Here is a 23,889-nt window from a genome sequence, read left to right as displayed (position 1 = left end):
AAATAAATGCCAGTGGATGGTGAAAAAGGAGTTATGGTTTTTATGAATGTACTGAACATTGAACATGTAAGCAAGATTTTTGGAGATAAAAAGATTTTTGATGATATTTCCTATGGAATCCATGATGGGGATAAAATCGGAATCATTGGAATCAATGGAACTGGAAAAAGTACTCTGCTGAAAATCATTGCAGGGGAAGAGGAGACAGATGAGGGACAGGTGATTTCCCAGAATGGCCTTCGTATCACCTATCTGCCTCAGATGCCAGATTTTCCAAAAGGTGCCATTGTACAGGACTATGTGGCTGATGGGAAATGGCAGAAGGACTGGAGCACGGAAAGCGAGGCCAGAAATATTTTGAATAAGCTGGGGATTACAGAACATGATGTCCCTGTGGAGCAGCTTTCTGGTGGACAGAAGAAGCGTGTAGCTCTGGCCAGAACTCTGGTAAACCCTTCTGATGTGCTGATTCTGGATGAGCCTACCAACCATCTGGATAATGAGATGGTAACCTGGCTGGAGGATTACCTGAACCGGTTTAAAGGCGTTGTGATCATGGTTACGCATGACCGTTATTTCCTTGACAAAGTTACCAATAAAATTCTGGAAATCAGTCATGGAAAAGTATATTCCTATGATGCCAATTATTCAGGATTTCTGGAATTAAAAGCACAAAGAGAAGAGATGGAGCTGGCTTCTGAGAGGAAGAGACAGAGCATTCTCCGTATGGAGCTGGAATGGGCGAAGCGTGGCTGCCGTGCAAGAAGCACCAAGCAGCGGGCCCGTCTGGAGCGTCTGGAAGCGTTAAAAAATGGCAAGGCGCCTGTTCAGGAGACAGATGTGCAGATGGACTCTGTGGAGACCAGAATGGGGAAAAAGACAGTAGAGCTTCATCACATTTCCAAAAGCTATGGCGATAAGGTGATTCTGGATGATTTTGACTATATTGTGCTGAGAAATCAGAGACTTGGAATTATCGGACCAAATGGATGCGGAAAATCTACTTTGATCCGTATTATTGACGGAATGGTGGAACCGGATTCCGGTACCGTGGAGATTGGGGAGACGATCAAGATCGGTTACTTCGCCCAGGAAGTGCCGGATATGAATGGAAACCAGCGGGTGATTGATTATATCCGTGATGTAGCAGAGTTTATTCCTACACGTGATGGAAAGATTAGCGCATCTATGATGCTGGAGCGTTTTCTTTTTGATTCTGCAATGCAGTATACACCGGTAGCCAAGCTGTCAGGAGGAGAGAAGAGACGTCTGTATCTCCTGAAGGTACTGATGGAGGCGCCAAATGTACTTCTTCTGGATGAGCCAAGTAATGATCTGGACATTCCTACACTGACCATTCTCGAAGATTATCTTTCTACATTTTCCGGAATTGTGATCACGGTATCTCACGACCGTTATTTCCTGGATGATGTGGTGGACCGCATTTTAGCCTTTGAAGGGAATGGAAAACTGACCCAGTATGAGGGTGGTTATACAGATTATGCAGAAGCGAAAACGCGGAAATATGGGGCTGGAAGCAGTGAAATTGGTGCCGGGACTGGCAGCAGTTTGTCGGACAAAGCAGCTTCTGGAAATAACAGTACAGAGGATGAAGAGAAAAAACCTACCAGAAAAGACTGGAAGCAGGGACAGAAGTCTGAAAAACTGAAATTTACTTATAAAGAAGAACGTGAATATGCCGTTATTGATGAGGATATAGCCAGACTTGAAGAGAAAATTGCCAGGCTGGAGAATGATATGATGGCAAATGCCACCAATTCCGTGAAACTTCGTGAGATTATGGCTGATAAAGAGGCAGCGGAGAAACAGCTGGAAGAGAAAATGGATCGCTGGGTGTATCTGAATGATCTGGCGGAGCGGATTGAGGCGCAGAAAAATAATGGATAAAGGTGACAGGAAGCTGCATGTTTCGAAAGCCCATAAAGAAGAGAAAAGCTTTTTGAACAGGAGAAATGAATTGTTTCGCAGACTGCCCAAAATTGACAGGATCATGGGAATGGAACGGACGAAAGAACTGACGGAACAGTATGGGCATTGTGCAGTACTGGAAGCTGCCAGAAAAGTGGAAGCGCAGCTGCGGGATGCCATGCGTCAGCAGATTTTTACGGAAGAAAAGCCAGCGGTGTTCCTGGATACATCCGGACTATCAGGGCAGAAGGATGGTTTACTGGTGAAGTTGTCTGATATGAAAGCTTTGTCTGGGACAACATTAGATTATACAGAGTACATTTTGCAGGAAATGAATAGACTGCTTGCGCACAGGAGCCAGAGGCAGATGCAGCGAGTGATCAATGCTACCGGTGTGATTCTCCACACAAATCTGGGAAGAGCGCCTCTGGGGGACAGACTGGTGTCGGAGCTTGTACCTTTGATGACCGGATATACCAATCTGGAATTGAATCTGGAAGATGGGAAGAGGGGAAGCAGATATGATCATTTTGCTGAAAATCTCTGTAAGCTGACAGGTGCTGAGGCTGCCATTACAGTGAATAACAACGCGGCAGCAGTGCTGCTCATGCTGACAGCGCTGGCCTCTGGAGGGGAAACCGTAGTTTCCAGAGGAGAGCTTGTGGAGATTGGCGGGAAGTTCCGGATTCCTGATGTATGCAGTCAGAGTGGAACGATGCTTGTAGAAGTGGGGACTACCAACCGGACTTATCTGGAGGATTACGAAAATGCAGTGACGGCGAATACAGCTGCCTTTCTGAAAGTGCACACCAGCAACTATCAGATTACCGGTTTTACCCATGAAGCAGAGCTTGCAGAGCTTGCAGAAGCGGCACATAACCGCGGAATTCCCCTTTTGGTGGATTTTGGAAGTGGGAGCCTTGTGGATATTGCCTTTTATGGAATCGAGCCTGAAAAGACCGTACAGGAGCTTTTGAAGAAGGGTGCAGATATTGTATCTTTCAGTGGAGATAAACTTCTGGGCGGACCACAGGCAGGAATACTGGCAGGACGTAAAGATTTGATCGAAAAGATTTCCAGGCATCCTCTCATGCGGGCACTGCGGATCGATAAGTTTACAGCTGCCGCGTTGGATAAGACAGTAAGTATTTATCTGGATGAAGGTCGGTTGGAGAAAGAGATTCCGGTTTATGATATGATGAGTCGAAGTGCAGAAGAACTTAAGCGGAATGCATTATGGCTTATGAGTGAACTGTTGGCCGATGATTCTGAATATGAACTTGCAGTAACCTCTACACGAAATCCTGTTGGCGGTGGTACTACACCTGGAAAAACACTGCCTGGAGCTGCATTGCAGATAAGAAGCCTGAATGGAAGTGGATTTTCCGCTCAGGAAATCAGTGATCGCTTACGGAAACTGGATACTCCGGTTATTGGTCATATTGTAGACGACTGGGTCTATCTGGAAATGAGAACCATAAGGACTGGCGAAGAATTGGAGATTCTCAGAAAAGAATTGAAATATGATCTGTACAAGAAAAACCCTCAATGATCTTTGAAAATCATTGAGGGTTTTGGCATATTATGATTTTATTTCCCTATATGCCATGCTAGTCTTACACTTGCAGAGTGGACTGTTCCTGTGAGCCAGTCGCAGTCATTGGTGATCCAGTCCATGATGCCAAGTTGACGGGTTTCCCAGGCAACGGTAGCTTCATGGGCTTCCGGTGTTTCTTCAGTCTCCATAGTGGTGTCGATCTCGTCGTAGCCGAAAATATATCCGCCTGCGCTCCAGATGCTGAAGTTGCTGTCAGGACCCGGGTCAATTCTGCCCTCTCTCGCGGCAACCAGTCCGTCATGTCTTGCCTTATATTCTTCCTCGCAATCAGGTTTCAGTCTGGTCATGAACATTCTGTGGCGGATCAGCTCTTTGTTTTCGCGGACAACACCGAAATTGTGGTACATCAGACGCATGTTTTCGCCAGGGGTGGAGATCCAGGTGAAGGTGTGGTCAATTCTGGAAGTGAGAGCCTGGATGCTGGCTTTTTTCTCTTCTGAAAATTCGTTATTTTCGTCTGTTTCGTAATATCCGAAAATCAGGGAATCACAGTTCCAGATGCTGAAATTATGTACCTTTTCCTGATCCAGAAATGCAGTCAGATCTGGCCAGATCTCTCCTAATATCTGGCGGTATTCATTTTTTTTCCCTTTTTTGATTTCCATAGCAAAGCTGTGTCTTTCCATAAGAAAAATCCTCCGTTTTATAAAAATAAGATATTGTGTATATCTGGTTTTTCTGTTTTGAACCTTGTAAAAAAATATTAATCTAAGAAAAAGTCAAGTTTACTTCTCACGGAATGTTACCAGTGAACAGTAATAGTTACTGTTCACTGGTAATGTTCCGCGAGGTGTTTTTTGTGAACAAAGTTCACAGAAAACCCGAGAATTGCGGCGCGAAATCATGCTTTGCATGATTTCTGTGCATCGCGAAGCGCGTTACTGTGAACGGAGTGAACAGTAACCAGTAATAAGGATAGCATAATTTCTCAGATAAATCCACCCTTATATTGACATTCAGCATGTACTTATATACAATAAGAGGACTGGCCTGGAGCATGTTTGAAAAATCATTTCCACAATCTGCACGCCCTGCTTTGCAGTATATTTTGCCTGAATTTGGTCTGCGTAGCCCGTTGCGACGTCCCATCTGGACAAAATTTCCTACAAATTGTGATGCATATCTTGCAGAAAATCTTTTTCAAACACGCTCTAAAAAAGAAGGCGACAGAACAAAAAGGGTTACTGGTCACGGAGTGAACCGTAAACGAAAAGGTTTAATTACAGAAGAGAGGGGATTGTTTTTGGAAAAAGAAGTAAAAGTTCAGGAAAATAAAATGGGTGTGATGCCAGTGGCAAAGCTTCTGCTCACCATGTCTGTACCGATGATGATTTCCATGCTTGTCCAGGCACTTTATAATATTGTGGACAGTATGTTTGTGGCGAAATTAAGTGAGAGTGCACTTACTGCAGTTTCACTTGCGTTTCCGGTGCAGAACCTGATGATCGCAGTGGGAACCGGTACTGGTGTTGGTATCAATGCGCTGGTGTCGCGCTCTCTTGGGGAGAAAAAGCAGGAGTATGCCAACAGTGCTGCAAATAACGGTATTTATCTTGCAATTTTCAGCTTTATTGGATTTGCAATTGTTTGTGGATTTTTTGCACCTGCTTTTTTCAGGGTGCAGACTACGGATCCACAGATCATGGAATATGGTGTGGATTATGTCAGAGTGATCGGAATTATGTCCTTCGGCCTGTTTATCCAGCTGACCTGCGAGAAGCTTCTGCAGTCTACAGGGAAGACGGTTTATTCCATGGCAACACAGCTTCTTGGCGCTATTATCAATATTATTCTGGATCCAATCATGATTTTTGGTTTATTTGGATTTCCAAGAATGGAAGTAACAGGAGCAGCCCTTGCCACTGTTACCGGACAGATCATTGCAGCAATTGCAGGTGTGATCGTGAATATGAAGCTGAATAAAGAGCTTCATATTTCTCTTGTGAAATATAAGATTTCCGGTGATGTGATCCGCAGCATTTACAGTGTAGGCTTCCCATCTATTATTATGGCGTCTGTTGGTTCTGTTATGACATTCGGAATGAATAAGATCCTGATGGGCTTTACTTCTACTGCAACGGCGGTATTTGGCGTGTATTTCAAGCTGCAGAGCTTTATTTTTATGCCAGTGTTTGGACTGAATAATGGAATGGTTCCCATTGTTGCTTACAACTATGGTGCCAGAAAACCGAAACGTATTACGAAAGCAATTAAGCTGAGTATTATTTACGGAGTATGTATTATGCTTGCTGGTTTCGCTGTATTTCAGCTGTTTCCGGGAAGCCTTCTGGGAATTTTCAGTGCCTCTGATGATATGATGGCAATCGGTATCCCGGCACTTCGTACCATCAGCCTCAGCTTTCTGATCGCAGGATTTTCTGTAGTTGCATCTTCTGTGTTTCAGGCGCTTGGACATGGTTTTTTAAGCCTTGCAGTGTCTGTGCTGCGTCAGCTGGTAGTACTGCTCCCGGCTGCATTTATCCTGTCAAAAGTAGGTGGCCTTGGAGCCTGCTGGTGGTCCTTTCCCATTGCAGAGGTGTTCTCAGGAGTGATCTGCTTTGTATTTATACGATATGCGTATAAAAAAGAAATTCATCCGCTTTACGAGAAATAAAATGATATGAGTGTCAAAAGGTCTTTTGACACTCATTTGATACCCGGATTGCTACGCAGCTACTCTGCTCCCGCAATCCTCCAAATATTCGAAATCCGCTGATTTACTACGTAAATCGCTACTTTCTCATATTTGGCGTGTTCCAAGTTCAAAAGCCTTATCGTGCAAGCACGAACAGCTTTTTGACCTTTTGACACTGGTATCATAAAATAGATAGGAAAACAAGAGCCCTCGGAATTTCGGTTCCGGGGGCTCTTGCTAAAATTCGTAATATTTGTTTTTATTCCATATGCACCGTCACATGATACTCTGTCTTTCCGTCCTCAACAGGTACCACATTTCCATCCACATGCTTGCCATCAACCTCCAGGTAAGCTACACCCTTTTCCACATTATTCGGATTCTTAACGTCGAAGTAATAGGTGGCACCGCGGAAGCGGCGGGTGAGGGTGAAGTCACCGAAGCCCTCCGGAATACACGGATCGATGGAAAGTCCGTCATAGGATGGCTGCACACCCAGGATTGCCTGGGAGAGGTTCACGAAAGTCCATGCGGCTGTTCCGGTAAGCCAGCTGTTCTTTGCCTCACCGTGGCGGGCTGCGTCACGTCCTGCGATCATCTGGGAATAAACATAAGGCTCTGTACGATGGATTTCGCTGATGTTTTCAATATAAGATGGGCAGGTCTTTTTATAAATTTCAAATGCACGGTTTCCTCTTCCGATAACAGTTTCGGCAATGGAAATCCATGGATTGTTATGGCAGAAGATTCCGGCATTTTCTTTGTATCCTGGCGGGTAGGAAGAAATTTCACCAAGGTTCAGGTAATATCTGGTGTAAGCCGGCTGGTGAAGCATAATACCATATTTGGTATCCAGGCGCTCTTTTACAGAATCAAGAGCTTTTTTTGCCAGACCTTCTTTCACGCCAATGCCAGCAATGATACAGAAGCCCTGCGGTTCAATGAAAATCTGTCCCTCTTCGCATTCGTGGGAACCAACCTTCTGAGAGGTGGCGTCATAAGCACGAAGGAACCATTCTCCATCCCAGCCAGCGTCAAGGACTGCCTGGTACATTTCTTCAACAGCTTTCTGCGCGATAGCAGCGTCCTCCTCTTTTCCAACACGTCTGCAGATCTCTGCAAACTCATTTCCATATTTTACATACATACCTGCAATAAATACAGATTCTGCAACTGGTCCCTCAGATGGTCCTGTGGTCTGGAAGGATTCACCAGGCTCATTGGAAAAGCAGTTCAGGTTCAGACAGTCGTTCCAGTCAGCACGTCCGATGAGAGGAAGCTTGTGTGGTCCAAGATGGGTGCGGCTGTATTCGAAGGAACGGCGGAGATGCTCAAAAAGAGGAGCTGCTTTTTCCATATGGCAGTCAAAAGCAACCATTTCATCCAGAATGGAATAATCTCCAGTTTCCTTTAAGTAAGCGGCCACAGCAGCAATCAGCCACAGCGGGTCATCGTTAAATCCGCTTCCGATATCCAGGTTGCCCTGCTTGGTAAGCGGCTGGTACTGATGATAAGCACTTCCATCTTCGAACTGGGTTGCAGCAATGTCAAGGATTCGTTCTCTTGCACGCTCCGGGATCAGATGTACAAATCCAAGAAGATCCTGGCAGGAATCACGGAAGCCCATTCCACGGCCGGTTCCGGATTCATAGTAAGAAGCGGAACGGGACATGTTGAAGGTTACCATACACTGGTACTGGTTCCAGATATTTGCCATACGGTTTACGTGAGGATCCTTACTCTCTACATGATAGCGGGAGAGAAGATCATTCCAGTAAGTATTCAGGATGGCGAAAGCTTCATTTACCTGTTCAGAAGTTTCGAATTTCTCCATGATCTTCTTGGCCGGCTCTTTTTTGATCACGTTTAAAGCCTCCCATTTGTCGTCTTTTGGGTTTTCGCAATAGCCGAGAAGGAAAACATATTCTTTTTCTTCACCAGGTGCCAGAGAAACATTGATCTGCTGGCTGGCAATGGGATACCATCCGCTGGCAACAGAATTGTGGCTCTTGCCTTCCTCTACAACGATTGGAGCATTGTTGCCGCGGCCAAGTCCTAAGAACTCATCACGGCTGGTGTCAAAACCGTCTACAGGAGTATTTACAGTGAAAAAGCTGTAGTGATTGCGTCGTTCGCGGTATTCGGTCTTATGGTAAATGGTGCTGCCGATGATCTCAACTTCACCGGTGCTTAAGTTTCGCTGGTAGTTGGTCATGTCGTCAACAGCATTCCAGAGGCAGAATTCTACATATGAAAATAACGAAATCTCTTTCACTTTATCTGAATTGTTTCGCAGAGTCAGTTTGTTGATCTCGCAGGCTGTGTCAACAGGGACGAATGCAAGAAGATCAGCTGCCAGGCCGTTTTTCTCACCATGGAAACGGCTGTAGCCAAGTCCATGGCGGCACTCATAAACATCAAGAGGAGTGCGGGTTGGCATTGCACCTGGATTCCATACGGTATCCCCATCTTTGATATAGTAGTATTTTCCATTGGAATCTACCGGGATGTTATTGTAGCGGTAACGAGTGATACGGAGCAGCTTTGCATCTTTATAGAAGCTGTAGCCGCCGCAGGTGTTGGAAATCAGTGTGAAGAAATCCTGGGAGCCAAGGTAATTGATCCATGGCAACGGGGTATCTGGTGTTGTAATGACATATTCTTTATTGGCGTCATCAAAATGTCCGAAATTCATAGTGGATCTCCTTTGATAAATTTTATTCTTGCTGAATTCTTTCTAATTGGTTGATTGCTATTCGTGATTTACATCAGGGTGCATTAATTTATTTTTCGAAGCTGCACAGTGATCTACGCTTATATAGTAATAATGTTTTGCAAATGCAATGAGTAGTTTCGAAAAAATCAATTGGATTGAATAGCGAGATAATTAACATACGAAAACGAATAAGTAAAGGCAATTAGAAATAAAAGTAAAGAATAATGGTATATATTTGCTCTTAGTATAATAGAAAGACTGATTAAAAGCAACATAAAAATTACTGTAATAATGAAATCTATTATATATTACAAATCAGAGATTTAAAACACGAAACTTTTCGCGAAAACATTTCGGAAAGAGCTCTTATTCACAATTAAATTGTTAAAAACACAAATATCTAAATTGTGCAATAGGTAGAATGATGTGAAAACGCACAAAAAATGCAGGAAACCACTTGATTTTTTGTGCACTAGGGGGTACTATAAGCTCACGAAAACGATTTAGAGATGACAGGAAAGAAAAACAGGAAAGAATGAGGCAGGCATATGGTTTCCATGAAAGAAATCGCAAAACAATGTAATGTCTCAGTCGCCACTGTCAGTAAAGCATTAAATGGTTACTCCGATATCGGAGAAGAAACAAAAAACTACATATTAAGAACGGCTTCAGAGATGGGATATCTTCCCAACTCATCGGCAAGAGCTTTGAAGACGAAGCGAACCTTTAATCTGGGAGTTTTATTTGTGGACGAGGCCCGAAGCGGTCTCACACATGATTACTTCAACAGAGTACTGGAAAGCTTCAAAAGCACCGCAGAGGCGAAAGGCTATGACATTACTTTTACAAGCGGAAATGTTTCCGGTAAAAGGATGACCTACCTGGAGCACTGCAGATACCGGGGCGTGGACGGAGTGGTAATGGCCTGTGTGGATTTCACCGCAGAAGAGGTTCAGGAGCTTCTCCTTTCAGACATTCCGGTGGTGACCATCGATCATATCTGTGATGGAAGGATATCGGTAGTATCCAACAACATCCAGGGAATGGAAGAACTTGTTACCTATATATATAAGAAGGGACACCGCAAGATCGCTTACATTCATGGAGATGACACATCGGTTACCAAGAATCGTCTTGGAAGCTTTTACCGGACCTTGCAAAGACTGGGGATTGAAGAACCGGATGAATATGTAAAACCGTCTTTTTACAGAGATGCTGATCTGGCAGGTGAGAGAACCGGTGAACTTTTGGATTTGAAAGATCCGCCAACCTGTATTCTCTATCCTGACGATTATGCAGCGATGGGAGGGATAAACGAGATACGGGAAAGAGGACTTCGGATACCGGAAGACATTTCAGTAGCCGGGTACGATGGAATTAATATCGCCCAGGTTCTTGAACCCAAGCTGACAACCCTTTGCCAGGACACAGCGGCAATCGGAAGGATAGCGGCAGAAAGGCTGATTGAGCTGATTGAGCACCCGAAGACAACAGTTATTGAGAAATACACAGTGGATGGAACCCTTTTTAAAGGAGCTTCCGTGAAAACTTTGTATCCATCAAAAAATTTCAAGTAGCTATTAAAAAAATTAAAAGATATAATTAAAGGAGGAAGTAACATGAAGAAAAAAATGGTGAGCGTATTATTAACAGCTTCTATGCTGGCAGGAATGACATTATGTGCAGTCCCGGTTATGGCAGAAGATGCAGAAACACCGGAAAACGAAGTTACCGGTGACGCTTCCGCAGATGATTCCTTTGTAGTATGGGGATGGAACGATGATATCAAGAAGATCCTTGATGGACCATTCAAAGAGGCTTATCCAGATGATTACGAAAGAATCGTTTTCGTAAACACAGGTGGATCTGATTATTATCAGAGCAAACTGGATCCTGTACTTGATGATCCTTCAAATGAGTTATATCCTGATATGATGGGCCTGGAAGTTGACTATGTTCAGAAATATGTAAACAGCGACTGGGTACAGAATGTAGCAGATCTTGGAATCACAGCTGATGACTATGCAAACAGCTATCAGTACAATCTGGATCTTGGATCCGATGTTGATGGAAACGTAAGAGCACTGTTCTGGCAGGCAACTCCTGGATGCTACGCAGTTCGTGCAGATCTGGCTGAGAAATATCTTGGAACAACAGATCCTGCAGCATTAGCTGAGAAATTCAAAGATCTGGATACCATCGTTGCTACAGCTAAAGAGGTTAACGATGCTTCCGGCGGAAAATGCAAACTGTTCTCCGGCTATGATGAGATCAAACGTAGCCTGACCGGTTCCAGAACTCAGGGCTTCTATGATGAGAACGATAAGATTACAATTGATGACAACATCAAGACATATATGGAAACAGCTAAGACTCTTTATGATGAAGACCTTACCTTCAATACCGATCAGTGGAGCGCTGACTGGAGTGCAAACATGAGTGGTGATGGCGTTGATTCTAACGCAGCACTTGCTTATATGGGATGCCCATGGTTCGTATACTGGAGCTTAAGTGATGCTTGGAAAGGCAACACAATCCTTGTTCCTACCCAGACAAAATGCTATTGGGGCGGCACAGGACTTGCAGCTACAACAGATTGTGCAGATACCGAGCTTGCAGCTAAGATCATGAAATTCTTCACATGTGATGAAGATGGAATGGTTGCAATCAACGCTCTGAACTCTGACTATGTAAACAATACAGCAGCTGTCAGCAAGATCATCGAGGCTGGTACATCCGCAGATGGAAACGGCTATCTGTATCCAGACGCTGGACAGAACTTCATGGAGTTCTTCCTTCCATTAGCAGACGGACTTGACGCTTCTATGGTAACAGCAGAAGATCAGCAGATCCTTTCCCTTATGGATACTCAGACCAAGGCTTATGCTACAGGCGAAAAAGACCTTGATACTGCACTTGCAGATCTGACTGCATCTATCCATGATACATTCTCTTACCTGAGCGCAGAATAATGTGGCTTAAGAGTTTGCAGAGTCAATCATAAGTAAGTAGTGAATGTGCTGCTTCTTCCCAAAAGAAGGAGCAGCACATTCTTATATAAACGAGCAGCTGCTTTTGCTATAAAAAAGCAGAATGACTGCCAGTGGCAGAGGAGGATGGCGCAGAAGCCCGGAGGGGCAGGTACTCCCGCCAGTGTCAGGCATTCTGCCTGGGAAAAGCAGGCAACTTCAGACAGGAGGCTGTTATGAATAAGAAAAAGAAAAAAATGATTGATTATGGAAGGTATGGCTACTTCTTTATTGCACCGTTTTTTATCACTTATCTGGTGTTCCAGCTGTGGCCACTGATCAATACTTTCTATTATAGTACCTTATCCTACTACAAACGTAACGGGCGTGAATTCATGGAGTTTGCAGGACTTCAGAATTTTGTAAATATCCTTGGTATGGCTGCAGGAGAGAGAGGTTATGTACTCAGCTATCTGAAAAATACCCTTGTAATGTGGGGCTGCAACTTTGTTCCTCAGATTCTGGTTTCCCTTCTTCTGGCTGTATGGCTGACGGATGAGAAGGTTAAGGTAAAAGGAACCGGTGCGATGAAGGTTATCGTTTATCTTCCAAGTGTTATCACTGCAGCTTCTGTTTCTGTATTGTTTAAATCTTTGTTTTCCCAGTACGGACCAATCACCCAGACTTTGAAGGACTGGGGCGTTCTTGGCAAGAACTTCGATTTTATGTCCAGCGTAGCAGGAAGCCGTGGGCTGATCTCCACAATTCTGTGGTGGATGTGGTTTGGTAATACGACCTTGCTTCTGATTTCAGGCGTTCTTGGCATTGACCCGGGACTTTTCGAGGCTGCTGATATTGATGGTGCAACAGGCTGGAAAAAATTCCGCTACATCACTTTACCGCTTTTGAAACCAATTATGTTGTACACATTGGTTACCTCCGCAATCGGTGGTCTTCAGATGTATGATATCCCGGCATTGTTTAACGTTCCGGAAACCGGACTTGTTGGTCTTCCAGATGATAAGACTACTACAATGGCTATGTATATTATGCGTCTGTATAACAGCGATGTTGGAAAGGCAGCAGCCGTTTCCGTAGTACTGTTTATTATCACGTTGGTTGTCAGTCTGATCCTGTTCGCAACTATGAGCGACAGCGAAGACAGACGTATGAAAAAAGAGCAGAAACAGCGTAGAAAGGCAGGTGGAAGATCATGAGTAAAGCCGCAACAGCAGACAGCTACAGCAAGAATATGCTGCATCAGAAAGTCTTCCGTACCATTATTTGTATTTTATTCTGTATCATTGCACTTTTGCCATTTGTTCTTCTGGTTATGAACGCAACAAGAGATTCTGAGTCTATCAAGGCTGGTGTTTCCCTGATTCCGTCCACACACCTGATCGAGAACTGGAAAAACCTGATGATCAAGCAGAACGGTATGCAGATCACTTTGCAGAAAGCAATCATTAACTCTGCAACCATTACAATCCCTGGAACCTTCCTGTCAGTTTACTTTTCATCTCTGACAGCTTATGGTATCCATGTATATGATTTCAAATTCAAAAAATTTGCATGGGCATTTATTATGGCAGTTATGATGGTGCCAAGTCAGATTTCCATCATCGGTTTCTACCGTTTCATGCTGGATCTGAAGCTGATCGATACATACGTTCCGCTGATCATTCCTACCATTGCAGCTCCAACTGTTGTTTTCTTTATGAAACAGTATATGGAAAGTACACTTTCTCTGGAGATGATCGAGGCAGCCAGAATCGACGGTTCAAAAGAGTGGAATACCTTTAACAAAATTATCCTGCCGATTATGAAACCGGCAGTTGCCACACAGGCAATCTTTCAGTTTATTGCACAGTGGAACAACCTGTTTACACCTACCATTTTGCTGACAACAGATTCCAAGAAAACACTTCCTATGTTTGTACAGCTGCTGAGCTCCAACCAGTTCCGTACGGACTATGGTGTAGTTTATGTAGGACTGTTTGTTACCATTATCCCTCTGGTTGTTGTATACCTGGTACTTTCCAAGTACATCGTCGCAGGTGTTGCACTTGGCGGTGTTAAGGGTTGATGGCGTGTATGAAAAGCATTTGATTAAGAAAAATATTAAAAGAGAATAACATGTACAGTCAGGGGAGAAATCTTCTGGCTGTATTTTTGCACTTTTTTTGAAAAATAATTTAGCATCACTGAAATTTATTAAGAATTTTGGTATTTTCAGGTGGCAAACAGAGAATTATATGTTATACTGATTTGGTGTCATTTATAGGAAAAAACAGCATGTTTTTTGAGAATGGCATAGAGCCTGTTTGAAAAATCATTCACGTAATCTTGCAGAAAGTCTTTTTAAACATGCTTTAGGATAAAATTGGGCGAGGTTATTGTTTTATGGGGTATCAGGAAACAATCACATTTATTTTGGAGATGATTGGAACTATTGCATTTGCAGCGTCAGGTGCACTGGTGGGATCGGAGCAGAAGATGGATATTTTCGGAGTTTCGGTTCTTGGGGTGATCACTGCAGTTGGCGGGGGTATGATTCGTGATGTGACGCTTGGAATTACCCCTCCGGGAGTTTTTCAGAAGCCAGTATATGCGGCTGTAGCAGTGCTTACTTCAGTGCTGGTGTTTTTTCTTCTTTATTTTAAAAGGGAGATGCTGAAAGGAAATGTTACTTATGACAAAGTAATGCTGGTGATGGACTCTGTAGGACTTGGGATATTTACTGTGGTTGGCGTAAATACTGGAATCCGTCAGGGGTTTGCAGACAACACTTTCCTGCTGGTATTTGTGGGAACCATCACCGGTGTTGGCGGAGGATTGCTCCGTGATATGATGGCAGAGGTGCCGCCTTATATTTTTGTAAAGCATATTTATGCATGTGCATCCATTGTGGGAGCTATTGTTTGTGTGTATACGTACCGCTGGTTTGGAGTGGTGTTCTCCTTGATCTTTGGATCTGCAGCGGTGATCCTGATGCGGTATCTGGCTGCACATTACAGGTGGAACCTGCCGAAATTAAAATAAAAGGCAACTATTAGAGGAGTACTTATGATTAAAGCAGAGAATTTATCCTATTCTTTTCCACATAAAGAGTTATATAATAAAATTTCATTTACCCTGGAGGATGATGTGCATTGTGCCTTTATCGGAACCAATGGAACCGGTAAGAGTACACTGGTGAACATGATCCTTCATCCGGATAAATATTTATACGATGGAAAGCTGATCGTGGATGTACCTGGAAGGATTGGATATGTCAGTCAGTTTTACACCATTGAGAGAGAAAAAGAGGTTACGGTATTTGATTACATCAGTGAAGAATTTGTAAGGCTTCAGAATAAGATCAACCAGATCTGCGAGGATATGGCAGTTACAGATCATCTGGAGGAGCTGATGGAGGAATATCAGCAGACTTTAGATGAATTTAATGCCATTGACGGTGACTTTTACGAAAGTAATATTCGCAAGCAGCTGAAAACAGCGGGTCTGGCTGGGTATGAAGATCAGCTTCTTACAAATTTAAGCGGTGGAGAGTTCAAACTGGTGCAGGCCATCCGGGAGATGATGATCAGCCCGAAATTTATTATTATGGATGAGCCAGATGTGTTCCTAGATTTTCAGCACTTAAATGCACTTCGGAATCTGATCAATTCCCATAAGGGAACATTGCTTGTGATCACCCACAACCGCTATCTTCTGAATCATTGCTTCAACAAGATCCTCCATCTGGAAAATACGGAGATGCAGGAATTTGATGGCAATTATGTGGATTATAATTTTGCACTTTTGCAGATGAAAATTGAGCAGCAGGAGCTGGCTGCGGCAGATATGGAGGAAATCGAGCGTAACCGCAAGATTGTAGAGCGTCTTCGAAACAGCGCTACTGCCATTGACAGTGCAACAAGGGGAAGAAGCCTGCATGCGCGAGTTTCCCTTTTGGAACGTCTGGAAGCGAGAAAGACAAAGTCTCCATTTGTGGATATTAAGCAGCCGGAGATCGTATTTCATGCAGATGAGGTTTTTGATGCGGAAGTTTCTGGTGAAAATCCGGAAGAAGCTTTGGAAAGTGAAAGAAAATCCGAGTTGGGAGATGCGAATGCAGAAAATGAAGCTGAGAAGATAGTGTTAAGTGTAGAAGACTATAATGTGACCTTTGACCGTGAGATTATGGAACATGTTTCCTTTGTTCTTCATGCAGGGGATAAGGTTGCAATTGTGGGACCAAACGGTACTGGAAAGACGACTCTTCTTCGTGATGTTATCAAAGGAGAAAACCCGGCAATCCGTCTTGGCGAAAATGTTAAGATGGCATATCTTTCCCAGATGCATGGGGAGGTATTTGATGAGAAGGCCACTGTTCTTAAAAATTTTGAGGATGCAGGCTTTGATACCGATGATCAGGTGATAGCTTACCTGAAAACCTATGGTTTTGAGGAAGAGCTGATCTACAGTTCGGTATGTGATCTGTCTGGTGGAGAAAAGAATCTTCTCCAGCTTGCGAAGATTTCCAGAACAGGTGCAGGTCTGCTGCTACTGGATGAGCCAACCAGTCATCTGGACACATATTCCCAACTGGCACTGGAGCAGGCGGTAGAGAAATACAATGGGACAGTTCTCATGGTTTCCCATGATTTTTATACCGTAGCCAACTGCATGGATTATGTGCTTCTCACAGAGGATAAGGGCCTTCGCAAGGTAAGTATGCGAAAATTCCGAAAGATGATTTACGCCGATCACTTTGATAAGGATTACCTGGAATATGAGCAGAAGAAAAAAGAACTGGAGAATCGAATAGCTTTCGCACTTCAGGCTGGCAAGTATGAGGATGCGAAAAAAATTTCACAAGAACTGGAAAAACTTTTGCGGAAATATAATGGATAACAAAATATTTGTATAGGAAGCAGCAGTGACGGACATATGTGCCGGAAACGTATAAGAAAAACAGCCCCCGGAAAAATTCCAGGAGCTGTTTTTAAATAAGGGAAACAAAAATATAGTAAGATGTCAAAATAATTTATTACTCTTCGTGAGTATCCTGCAATGCCAGGTAACCTTCCTCGCCGGTTCTGATCTTGACAACGTTTTCGATGTCGTATACGAAAACTTTTCCATCACCGATCTGACCGGTATGAAGAACTTTCTTGGCGGTTTCGATAACCTTCTGAACAGGAACAAGGCTGACAACAATTTCAATCTTGACTTTCGGAAGCAGGTTCATATCCATCTCAACGCCACGATAGTAAGCAGGAGCCCCTTTCTGGACACCACAGCCAAGAACGTTTGTAATGGTGATTCCGGTTACGCCGATTTCATTCATAGCCTGCATAAACTCTTCCAGCTTGTTCTGACGGGTAATGATAACAACCTTTGTAAGCTTATGAACGCCGTCTGTCGGGATTTCCGGAATGAATTCAGCTGGAGCAGAAGGTCTGGGAGCAGCGGTAAATTCTCTGGAAGTTCCCATAGGAGTGGGAACAGAAGCAACAGCATCGCGAATAGCAAATCCGTCATAAGCACTTGCAAGACCATGTTCTTTTATATCAAGACCCTGAATCTCCTCTTCAGCAGATACTCGAAGACCCATAGTATGTTTGATAACCTGGAAAATAATTGTCATTGTAACTGCAACCCATGCAATTGTGATAAGCATTCCGGCAAGCTGTACACCAAATCCGTGGAAACCGCCGCCAACAAGAAGACCTTTCCAGCCTGTACCAGCTCCATCGGAGAAAAGACCAACGGCGAGAGTACCAAATGCACCGTTTAAGCCATGGACACCAACAGCACCAACCGGATCATCCACTTTTAATACTTTATCAATAAATTCAATACCAAATACTACGACAAAACCAGCTGCAATACCGATAATAGCAGCAGATGCAGGAGATACAGTATCACATCCTGCAGTAATTGCAACAAGACCTGCAAGAGATCCGTTCAGTGACATGGATACATCTGGTTTTTTATAGCGGATCCATGTGATCATCATAACCGTTACAGTTGCAACTGCAGCAGCAAGGTTTGTGGTAACGAAGATTTTTCCTGCACTTACAATTGCATCGCCTTCCATGGATACAGTGGAAGCACCGTTGAAACCAAACCAACAGAACCAGAGGATAAATACACCAAGTGCACCGACTGTCAGGTTATGACCTGGAATTGCTTTTGATTTTCCACTTTTGGAATATTTTCCGATACGTGGTCCAAGAATGACGGCACCGATAAAGGCGGCCACACCACCTACCATATGTACTGCACAGGAACCTGCGAAATCATGGAAGCCCATCTGACTGATGAAACCGCCGCCCCAGATCCAGTGACCGGAAATCGGATATACTACAAGGCTGATCATAAGACTGTATACACAATACGATGAGAATTTGGTTCTCTCAGCCATAGCACCGGAAACAATTGTAGCGGAAGTAGCACAGAAGACTGTCTGGAAAATCAGGAATGCCCAGAACGGAACTCCGTCAGGAAGCATTGCACTGCCATAATTTGCTTCTGAAGCGATACCGCCGATTCTTCCGAAGAAGCCGTTTCCTGCACCGAACATGATTCCAAATCCAACTAACCAGAAAGCCGGAGTACCGATACAGAAATCCATCAGGTTTTTCATAATAATGTTACCTGCATTTTTAGCTCTGGTGAAACCTGTCTCCACCATAGCAAATCCGGCCTGCATAAAGAAGACCAGCGCGGCACCAACAAGTACCCAGATCGTGTTTACTGCTGAATAATCCATAATAATTTCCTCCCTCTTTTCGCACTTTTCGAAATGTTTCGAAAAACACGTTTTTAATATCAAAAAGCGCGAAAGAGAAAACAAATTTGTTTTTTCTTTCGCGCCTTTACGATTCTGGTATATTGTCTGCGTCTGCAGAAATATTCAGTTGTAAAATTAATATGTAAAACAGGGGATATCCGTATCGTGTGATTAATGGATGAGGAAATCGATAATGAATTATGAAGTAGAGTTTCATAATAGATATCCCCTGTATTTACCTGTGTGAGAAACAAATTCCAAAAACAGGAACAGTTTCTTTCATTTAGAATTCTCCTCTGTAAATCTGATCAGATATAGAAGAGAAGTTTTCCATATGTAGGATATGGAAGCAGATCATCCGGAATGAGAGTTTCAGCTTCATCAGCAGATTTTCTCAGTTCTGCCATGTCCTCAAGTACTTCAGCCTGATACAGTTTTGCATTTTCCAGAACATCATCAGTTGCTTTTGCTTTTGCTGTATCAGATTTCAGCTTCTCAAGACCTTTTGTCATAGCATCCTGAAGTCCGGACAGCTTGGTGATAAGAGCAGTTTCACTCTCACAGGTGATTCCAGGAACAACAGATGCTTTCAGACTTGCTGTGCTTGCAATTTCTTCAATATAAGACATAACCGATGGAAGAAGGTCTTTCTGAACCATTTCAACCATTGTGTTAGATTCGATGTTGATGGTCTTGGAGTAGTTCTCAAGCCAGATTTCATAACGAGAGTGCAGCTCTTCGCTGGTGAAAATGCTGTGCTTTGTGAACAGGTCGATATTCTTCTGGGCAATCCACATTGGGAGAGCATCCGGGGTAGACTTCAGGTTGTAAAGACCACGTTTTTCAGCCTCCTCAATCCACTCATCTGTATAACCGTTACCGTTGAAGATCACACGTTTGTGTTTCTTAATGGCTCTCTTAATCAGTTCATGAACTGCATGTTCCATATCTTCCGGAGCTACACCATCAAGCTCTTTGGCAAACTGGTCAAGAGCTTCCGCAACAGCTGTATTCAATACAATATTCGGGTTTGCAACAGAAGCAGCAGAACCAAGCATACGGAACTCGAATTTGTTTCCGGTAAATGCAAATGGTGAAGTACGGTTTCTGTCAGTATTGTCTTTTACAAAGTGTGGCAGAACAGTTGCTCCGATATCCATCTGTACAGCGCCGTGAGAAGTAAAGTAAGTATCATTTTCGATAGACTTCAGAACTTCTGTAAGTTCATCACCAAGGAAAATAGATACAACTGCGGGCGGAGCCTCGTTGGCACCAAGTCTGTGATCATTTCCTGCACTTGCAACGGAGATACGAAGAAGATCAGCATATTCATCAACTGCTTTAATAACTGCCATTAAGAAGACAAGAAACTGAATGTTTTCAGATGGTGTTTTTCCAGGATCCAGAAGATTTACGCCATCATCTGTGATCATGGACCAGTTGTTGTGCTTACCACTTCCATTGATTCCCTCAAATGGTTTTTCGTGAAGCAGGCAAACCAGATCATGTTTGTCAGCAACCTTTTTCATGATTTCCATTGTCAGCTGGTTGTGGTCAACGGCTACATTTGTGGTATCAAATACAGGAGCCAGCTCATGCTGTGCAGGAGCAACCTCGTTATGTTTTGTTTTTGCAGGAATGCCAAGCTTCCAGAGTTCTACATCAAGATCATGCATGTAAGCTGCAACCTTTGGCTTCAGAGTTCCAAAGTAGTGATCTTCCATTTCCTGTCCCTTAGGAGCTGGAGCACCAAGTAAGGTACGTCCACAGAATACAAGATCTTTTCTTTCTTTATAAAGCTCCTTTGGAACCAGGAAGTATTCCTGCTCAGGTCCTACTGTTGTGGAAACATGTTTAATTCCCTTGTTTCCAAGAACGTGAAGCATGTTTACGGCTGCTTTATTTAAGGTATCCATAGAGCGAAGGAGAGGAGTCTTTTTGTCAAGTGCCTCACCGCTGTAGGAACAGAATGCTGTAGGAATGTAAAGGGTTCCGTCTTTAATGAAGGCCGGTGATGTTGGATCCCATGCTGTGTATCCTCTTGCTTCAAAAGTAGCACGAAGACCGCCGGATGGGAAACTGGAAGCATCCGGTTCACCTTTTACAAGTTCTTTTCCGGAGAAATCCATGATCACCTGTCCATCGCCTGTTGGGGAAATGAAGCTGTCGTGTTTCTCGGCTGTTACATTTGTCATAGGCTGGAACCAGTGTGTATAATGAGTAGCACCATTTTCGATTGCCCATTCTTTCATGGCTACTGCAACGGAGTTTGCAACATCAAGCTCCAGGTGAGTACCATTTTCGATGGTCTTTTTCAGTGCTTTGTACATGTCCTTAGGTAATTTACTGCGCATAATCCTGTCGTTGAAAACAAGACTTCCATAGATTTCGGGAATATTCTGTGTCATAACGGATACGCTCCTTTCACTTTTCATGTCTTTCTTCATCCTTATTTTTGATAAAAGAAAAAGGCGCCTTGGATACATTTCTGTATTCCAAAGCGCCTTTGCTTTATGTTCTGTAGTATACTCAAAAAAAAACAGATGTCAATAGTTTTTTTGAAAAAAATTCCAAAAAGATTTTGCGGTTGACTGAAAAAAGTTCTTGCTCAAATTAGGATAGGCATACTTGACAAATAGGTTTCTTCCATTATAATTTTTGTTCAGAGCCAGGCAAATTTACAGTAAGATATGTGAGCGTGCTTGCATAACGATACGTCCTTGGCTGTAAATTTATTTGGCGATACGCAAAATCGACGAAATGGGATGCATTTCTGAGATTGGATTTGATCATTAAAATAAAACTCAGTACCGAGGAGGAAAACAAATGGCAGAGATTAAAGAAGAGTGTGGTGTCTTCGGAATCTATGACCTGGATGGAAATGATGTGACGTCTTCTATTTACTATGGTCTGACTTCTTTGCAGCACCGTGGTCAGGAAGCCTGTGGCCTGGCAGTATCGGATACTAAGGGACCTATTGGAAATGTTAAGTTTCACAAAGATCTTGGACTGGTAAGCGAGGTGCTTCGCGAGGATACACTCCATAAGATGAGTGGTGATATCGGAATCGGACATGTACGCTATTCCACAACAGGAGCATCCGTTGCAGAGAACGCACAGCCTTTGGTTTTATCTTATGTAAAAGGAAGTCTGGCACTGGCACACAATGGAAACCTTGTTAACACTGGGACACTGAAATGGGAACTGATCCAGAGCGGAGCAGTTTTTCATACCACCACTGACTCAGAAGTGATCGCATTTCATGTAGCCAGGGAGAGGGTACATACCAGCTGTGTAGAGGAGGCAGTTCTGAATACAGCCAGGAAGCTGCAAGGCGCATACGGTCTTGTGATCATGAGTCCCCGTAAGCTGATCGGAGTCCGTGACCCCTATGGCTTAAAGCCTCTCTGTCTTGGAAAAAGGGACAATGCTTACGTACTGGCTTCTGAGAGCTGTGCACTTATTTCTGTAGGTGCCGAGTTTATCCGTGATATCGAACCTGGTGAGATGATTACGATCAGCCGTAAGGGCGTGAAGTCAGACAGGACTCTTGCAGATACTGTGAAAAAACGTGCTCACTGTGTTTTTGAATATATCTATTTTGCAAGACTGGACAGTACCATGGACGGTGTAAAGGTTTATGATGCACGTATCCGTGGCGGTAAATCCCTTGCAAAATCTTATCCTGTGGAGGCAGATCTTGTCACCGGCGTTCCGGAATCCGGTCTTCCTGCAGCCAAGGGATTTTCTGAAGAATCTGGTATTCCATTCGGATTTGCATTTTATAAGAACTCTTATATCGGCAGAACTTTTATCAAACCTACTCAGAAGGAGAGAGAATCCAGCGTTCATCTGAAGCTGAGCGTATTGGATGCTGTTGTAAAAGGAAAACGCATTGTGCTTGTGGACGACTCTATTGTCCGTGGAACCACCATAGCAAACCTGATCCGCATGTTGAAAGAAGCAGGCGCTCTTGAAGTACACGTAAGGATCAGTTCTCCGCCATTTTTACATCCATGCTATTTCGGAACCGATGTGCCAAGTAATGACCAGCTGATCGCGGCGCAGCACTCTACAGAAGAGATCTGTAAGATGATTGGGGCAGATTCCCTTGGTTATATGGAGATTGATTATTTGGAGGGCATGGCAGGTGGACTTCCTATTTGTAAGGCATGCTTTGACGGAAAGTATCCGATGGTAATTCCAGATGAGAATAATTTACAAAATGATTTTGAAATTCATAAGATATAAGAGAAATAATTTTGCCTATGCAGGTTGTCTCAGAACTTCCACAATAATAAAATAGTGCATAACTACCAATATACCGGTTGCATATTTGTGCAATCGGTATATTTATTTCTGAAATGTTACAAAAAAGTGTGAAAGAAAAAACTTGACAAATATCGAGACTTGGTGCATAATTTGCCTCAATCAAAGGAAAACGTTTTCGAGAGCCTTTGATTTTGATAGAAAAGGAAACTATAATTCCTGTAAAACAGAAAGGGTGATAACGATGTGTCAGAAGCAGATTAAGCTGAATGCGAAGGAAGATGTTCAGGAATTCGTAAGGGCAGCAGGTAAATGTGATTTTGACATAGATGTTTTCTATAACAGAATCATCATTGATGCAAAATCCATTCTGGGAGTTCTGAGCATGGATCTTACAAGGGTTCTTACTGTACAGTGCCATGGCGAGAGCAAGGAATTTAACCGTACATTACAGAAGTTTGCAGTTGCCTGATTAAGTAGTTGCAAACTGGCACCTTTTAAGGTGTCCATAAAATCGTAAAAAACAGATATTGCCGGGAACGACTTGAAATATGAGACAGCATGGTATTCCGACAGCATCTGTTTTTTTTATAACTCAAATTGCTATTTAGTGTGTTGGGAGGGTGAAAAGTTCTTCAGGAGGGACGCATTTGGACAATGTGTATTACTCACTCGCCGGCGCAACGCTCCAGCAAACTAATCGCTAACTGCGACTAATGCGTTCGGGAGAGCCCTCACGCATAAGTCTACGTAAGCGCTGGATTTCGCTTACGCTAAGAACGCGCCTGAAATGGCTCGCTGGAGTAATACACATTGCCCAAATGCTGTGTGTCGGCTGGAAATGAGGTTATTTAGGAACTTTTAACGAGGGGGAGGGGAAGTGATTGGTTTTCCGATACTTTCTTGACAATGATAGATTAGGTAAAACCAATAAAGTTGCGAAGTATCAACCAGCTAAATGGGGTATCG

The 23,889-nt window shown here is 43.4% G+C and carries 15 protein-coding genes; 11 read left to right on the top strand and 4 right to left on the bottom strand.

Features of this window, described 5'->3' with window-relative positions; genetic code table 11:
- Positions 1-42: 42 nt before the first annotated feature.
- Complete coding sequence (locus ABHC48_RS13335) at positions 43-1,908, top strand: ABC-F family ATP-binding cassette domain-containing protein (protein ID WP_195699756.1); 1,866 nt, start codon at positions 43-45, stop codon at positions 1,906-1,908.
- Positions 1,901-3,481 carry an L-seryl-tRNA(Sec) selenium transferase gene (gene selA, locus ABHC48_RS13330; protein WP_195699757.1) on the top strand — a complete coding sequence of 527 codons (1,581 nt, stop codon included), beginning with the start codon at positions 1,901-1,903 and terminating at the stop codon, positions 3,479-3,481. Before ABHC48_RS13335 ends, selA begins: the two co-directional genes overlap by 8 nt.
- A 38-nt stretch (positions 3,482-3,519) precedes the next feature.
- Here the strand turns inward: selA and ABHC48_RS13325 are convergent, their stop codons facing one another.
- Complete coding sequence (locus ABHC48_RS13325) at positions 3,520-4,173, bottom strand: L-rhamnose mutarotase (protein WP_118580077.1); 654 nt, start codon at positions 4,171-4,173, stop codon at positions 3,520-3,522.
- A gap of 650 nt (positions 4,174-4,823) precedes the next feature.
- Between ABHC48_RS13325 and ABHC48_RS13320 the strand changes: the two genes are divergently transcribed.
- Positions 4,824-6,161 carry an MATE family efflux transporter gene (locus tag ABHC48_RS13320; protein ID WP_118580128.1) on the top strand — a complete coding sequence of 446 codons (1,338 nt, stop codon included), beginning with the start codon at positions 4,824-4,826 and terminating at the stop codon, positions 6,159-6,161.
- 280 nt (positions 6,162-6,441) lie between these two features.
- Here the strand turns inward: ABHC48_RS13320 and ABHC48_RS13315 are convergent, their stop codons facing one another.
- Positions 6,442-8,877, bottom strand: a complete 2,436-nt coding sequence (locus ABHC48_RS13315) for a glycosyl transferase (protein ID WP_195699758.1) — start codon at positions 8,875-8,877, stop codon at positions 6,442-6,444.
- Positions 8,878-9,446: 569 nt separating this feature from the next.
- On the opposite strand from ABHC48_RS13315, the gene ABHC48_RS13310 reads away from it, so the two are divergent.
- From ABHC48_RS13310 to ABHC48_RS13285, 6 genes are all read left to right on the top strand, one after another.
- Positions 9,447-10,475: a LacI family DNA-binding transcriptional regulator gene (locus ABHC48_RS13310; RefSeq protein ID WP_118580086.1), complete on the top strand. Its 1,029-nt coding sequence runs from the start codon at positions 9,447-9,449 to the stop codon at positions 10,473-10,475.
- Between the two features lie 42 nt (positions 10,476-10,517).
- On the top strand, positions 10,518-11,870 hold the full coding sequence (locus ABHC48_RS13305) for a hypothetical protein (protein ID WP_148462812.1): 1,353 nt from the start codon (positions 10,518-10,520) through the stop codon (positions 11,868-11,870).
- Positions 11,871-12,103: 233 nt separating this feature from the next.
- On the top strand, positions 12,104-13,084 hold the full coding sequence (locus ABHC48_RS13300; protein ID WP_118580131.1) for a sugar ABC transporter permease: 981 nt from the start codon (positions 12,104-12,106) through the stop codon (positions 13,082-13,084).
- A complete protein-coding gene (locus ABHC48_RS13295) occupies positions 13,081-13,953 on the top strand; it encodes a carbohydrate ABC transporter permease (RefSeq protein WP_226814790.1) in 873 nt (290 codons plus the stop codon). Before ABHC48_RS13300 ends, ABHC48_RS13295 begins: the two co-directional genes overlap by 4 nt.
- 317 nt (positions 13,954-14,270) lie before the next feature.
- Positions 14,271-14,909 (top strand): TRIC cation channel family protein, encoded by a 639-nt coding sequence (locus ABHC48_RS13290; protein WP_173715597.1) that lies wholly within the window; start codon positions 14,271-14,273, stop codon positions 14,907-14,909.
- A gap of 24 nt (positions 14,910-14,933) precedes the next feature.
- Positions 14,934-16,766, top strand: a complete 1,833-nt coding sequence (locus ABHC48_RS13285) for an ABC-F family ATP-binding cassette domain-containing protein (protein WP_195699759.1) — start codon at positions 14,934-14,936, stop codon at positions 16,764-16,766.
- 136 nt (positions 16,767-16,902) lie between these two features.
- On the opposite strand, the gene ABHC48_RS13280 is transcribed toward ABHC48_RS13285, so the two are convergent.
- Positions 16,903-18,630 (bottom strand): ammonium transporter, encoded by a 1,728-nt coding sequence (locus ABHC48_RS13280; RefSeq protein WP_195699760.1) that lies wholly within the window; start codon positions 18,628-18,630, stop codon positions 16,903-16,905.
- 329 nt (positions 18,631-18,959) lie between these two features.
- Positions 18,960-21,059, bottom strand: coding sequence for a glutamine synthetase III (locus ABHC48_RS13275; protein WP_195699761.1), 2,100 nt, complete (start codon positions 21,057-21,059; stop codon positions 18,960-18,962).
- A gap of 418 nt (positions 21,060-21,477) precedes the next feature.
- On the opposite strand from ABHC48_RS13275, the gene purF reads away from it, so the two are divergent.
- Positions 21,478-22,902, top strand: coding sequence for an amidophosphoribosyltransferase (gene purF / locus ABHC48_RS13270; RefSeq protein ID WP_195699762.1), 1,425 nt, complete (start codon positions 21,478-21,480; stop codon positions 22,900-22,902).
- A gap of 262 nt (positions 22,903-23,164) precedes the next feature.
- Positions 23,165-23,392 (top strand): HPr family phosphocarrier protein, encoded by a 228-nt coding sequence (locus ABHC48_RS13265; protein WP_118580104.1) that lies wholly within the window; start codon positions 23,165-23,167, stop codon positions 23,390-23,392.
- The last annotated feature ends 497 nt before the right edge of the window (positions 23,393-23,889 follow it).

It is taken from the genome of Ruminococcus sp. 1001136sp1, from assembly GCF_039841815.1.
Lineage (GTDB): Bacteria > Bacillota > Clostridia > Lachnospirales > Lachnospiraceae > Blautia_A > Blautia_A faecis.
The sequence above is the reverse complement of the archived record's forward strand: the minus strand, read 5'-3'. Positions and strand labels throughout refer to the sequence as shown.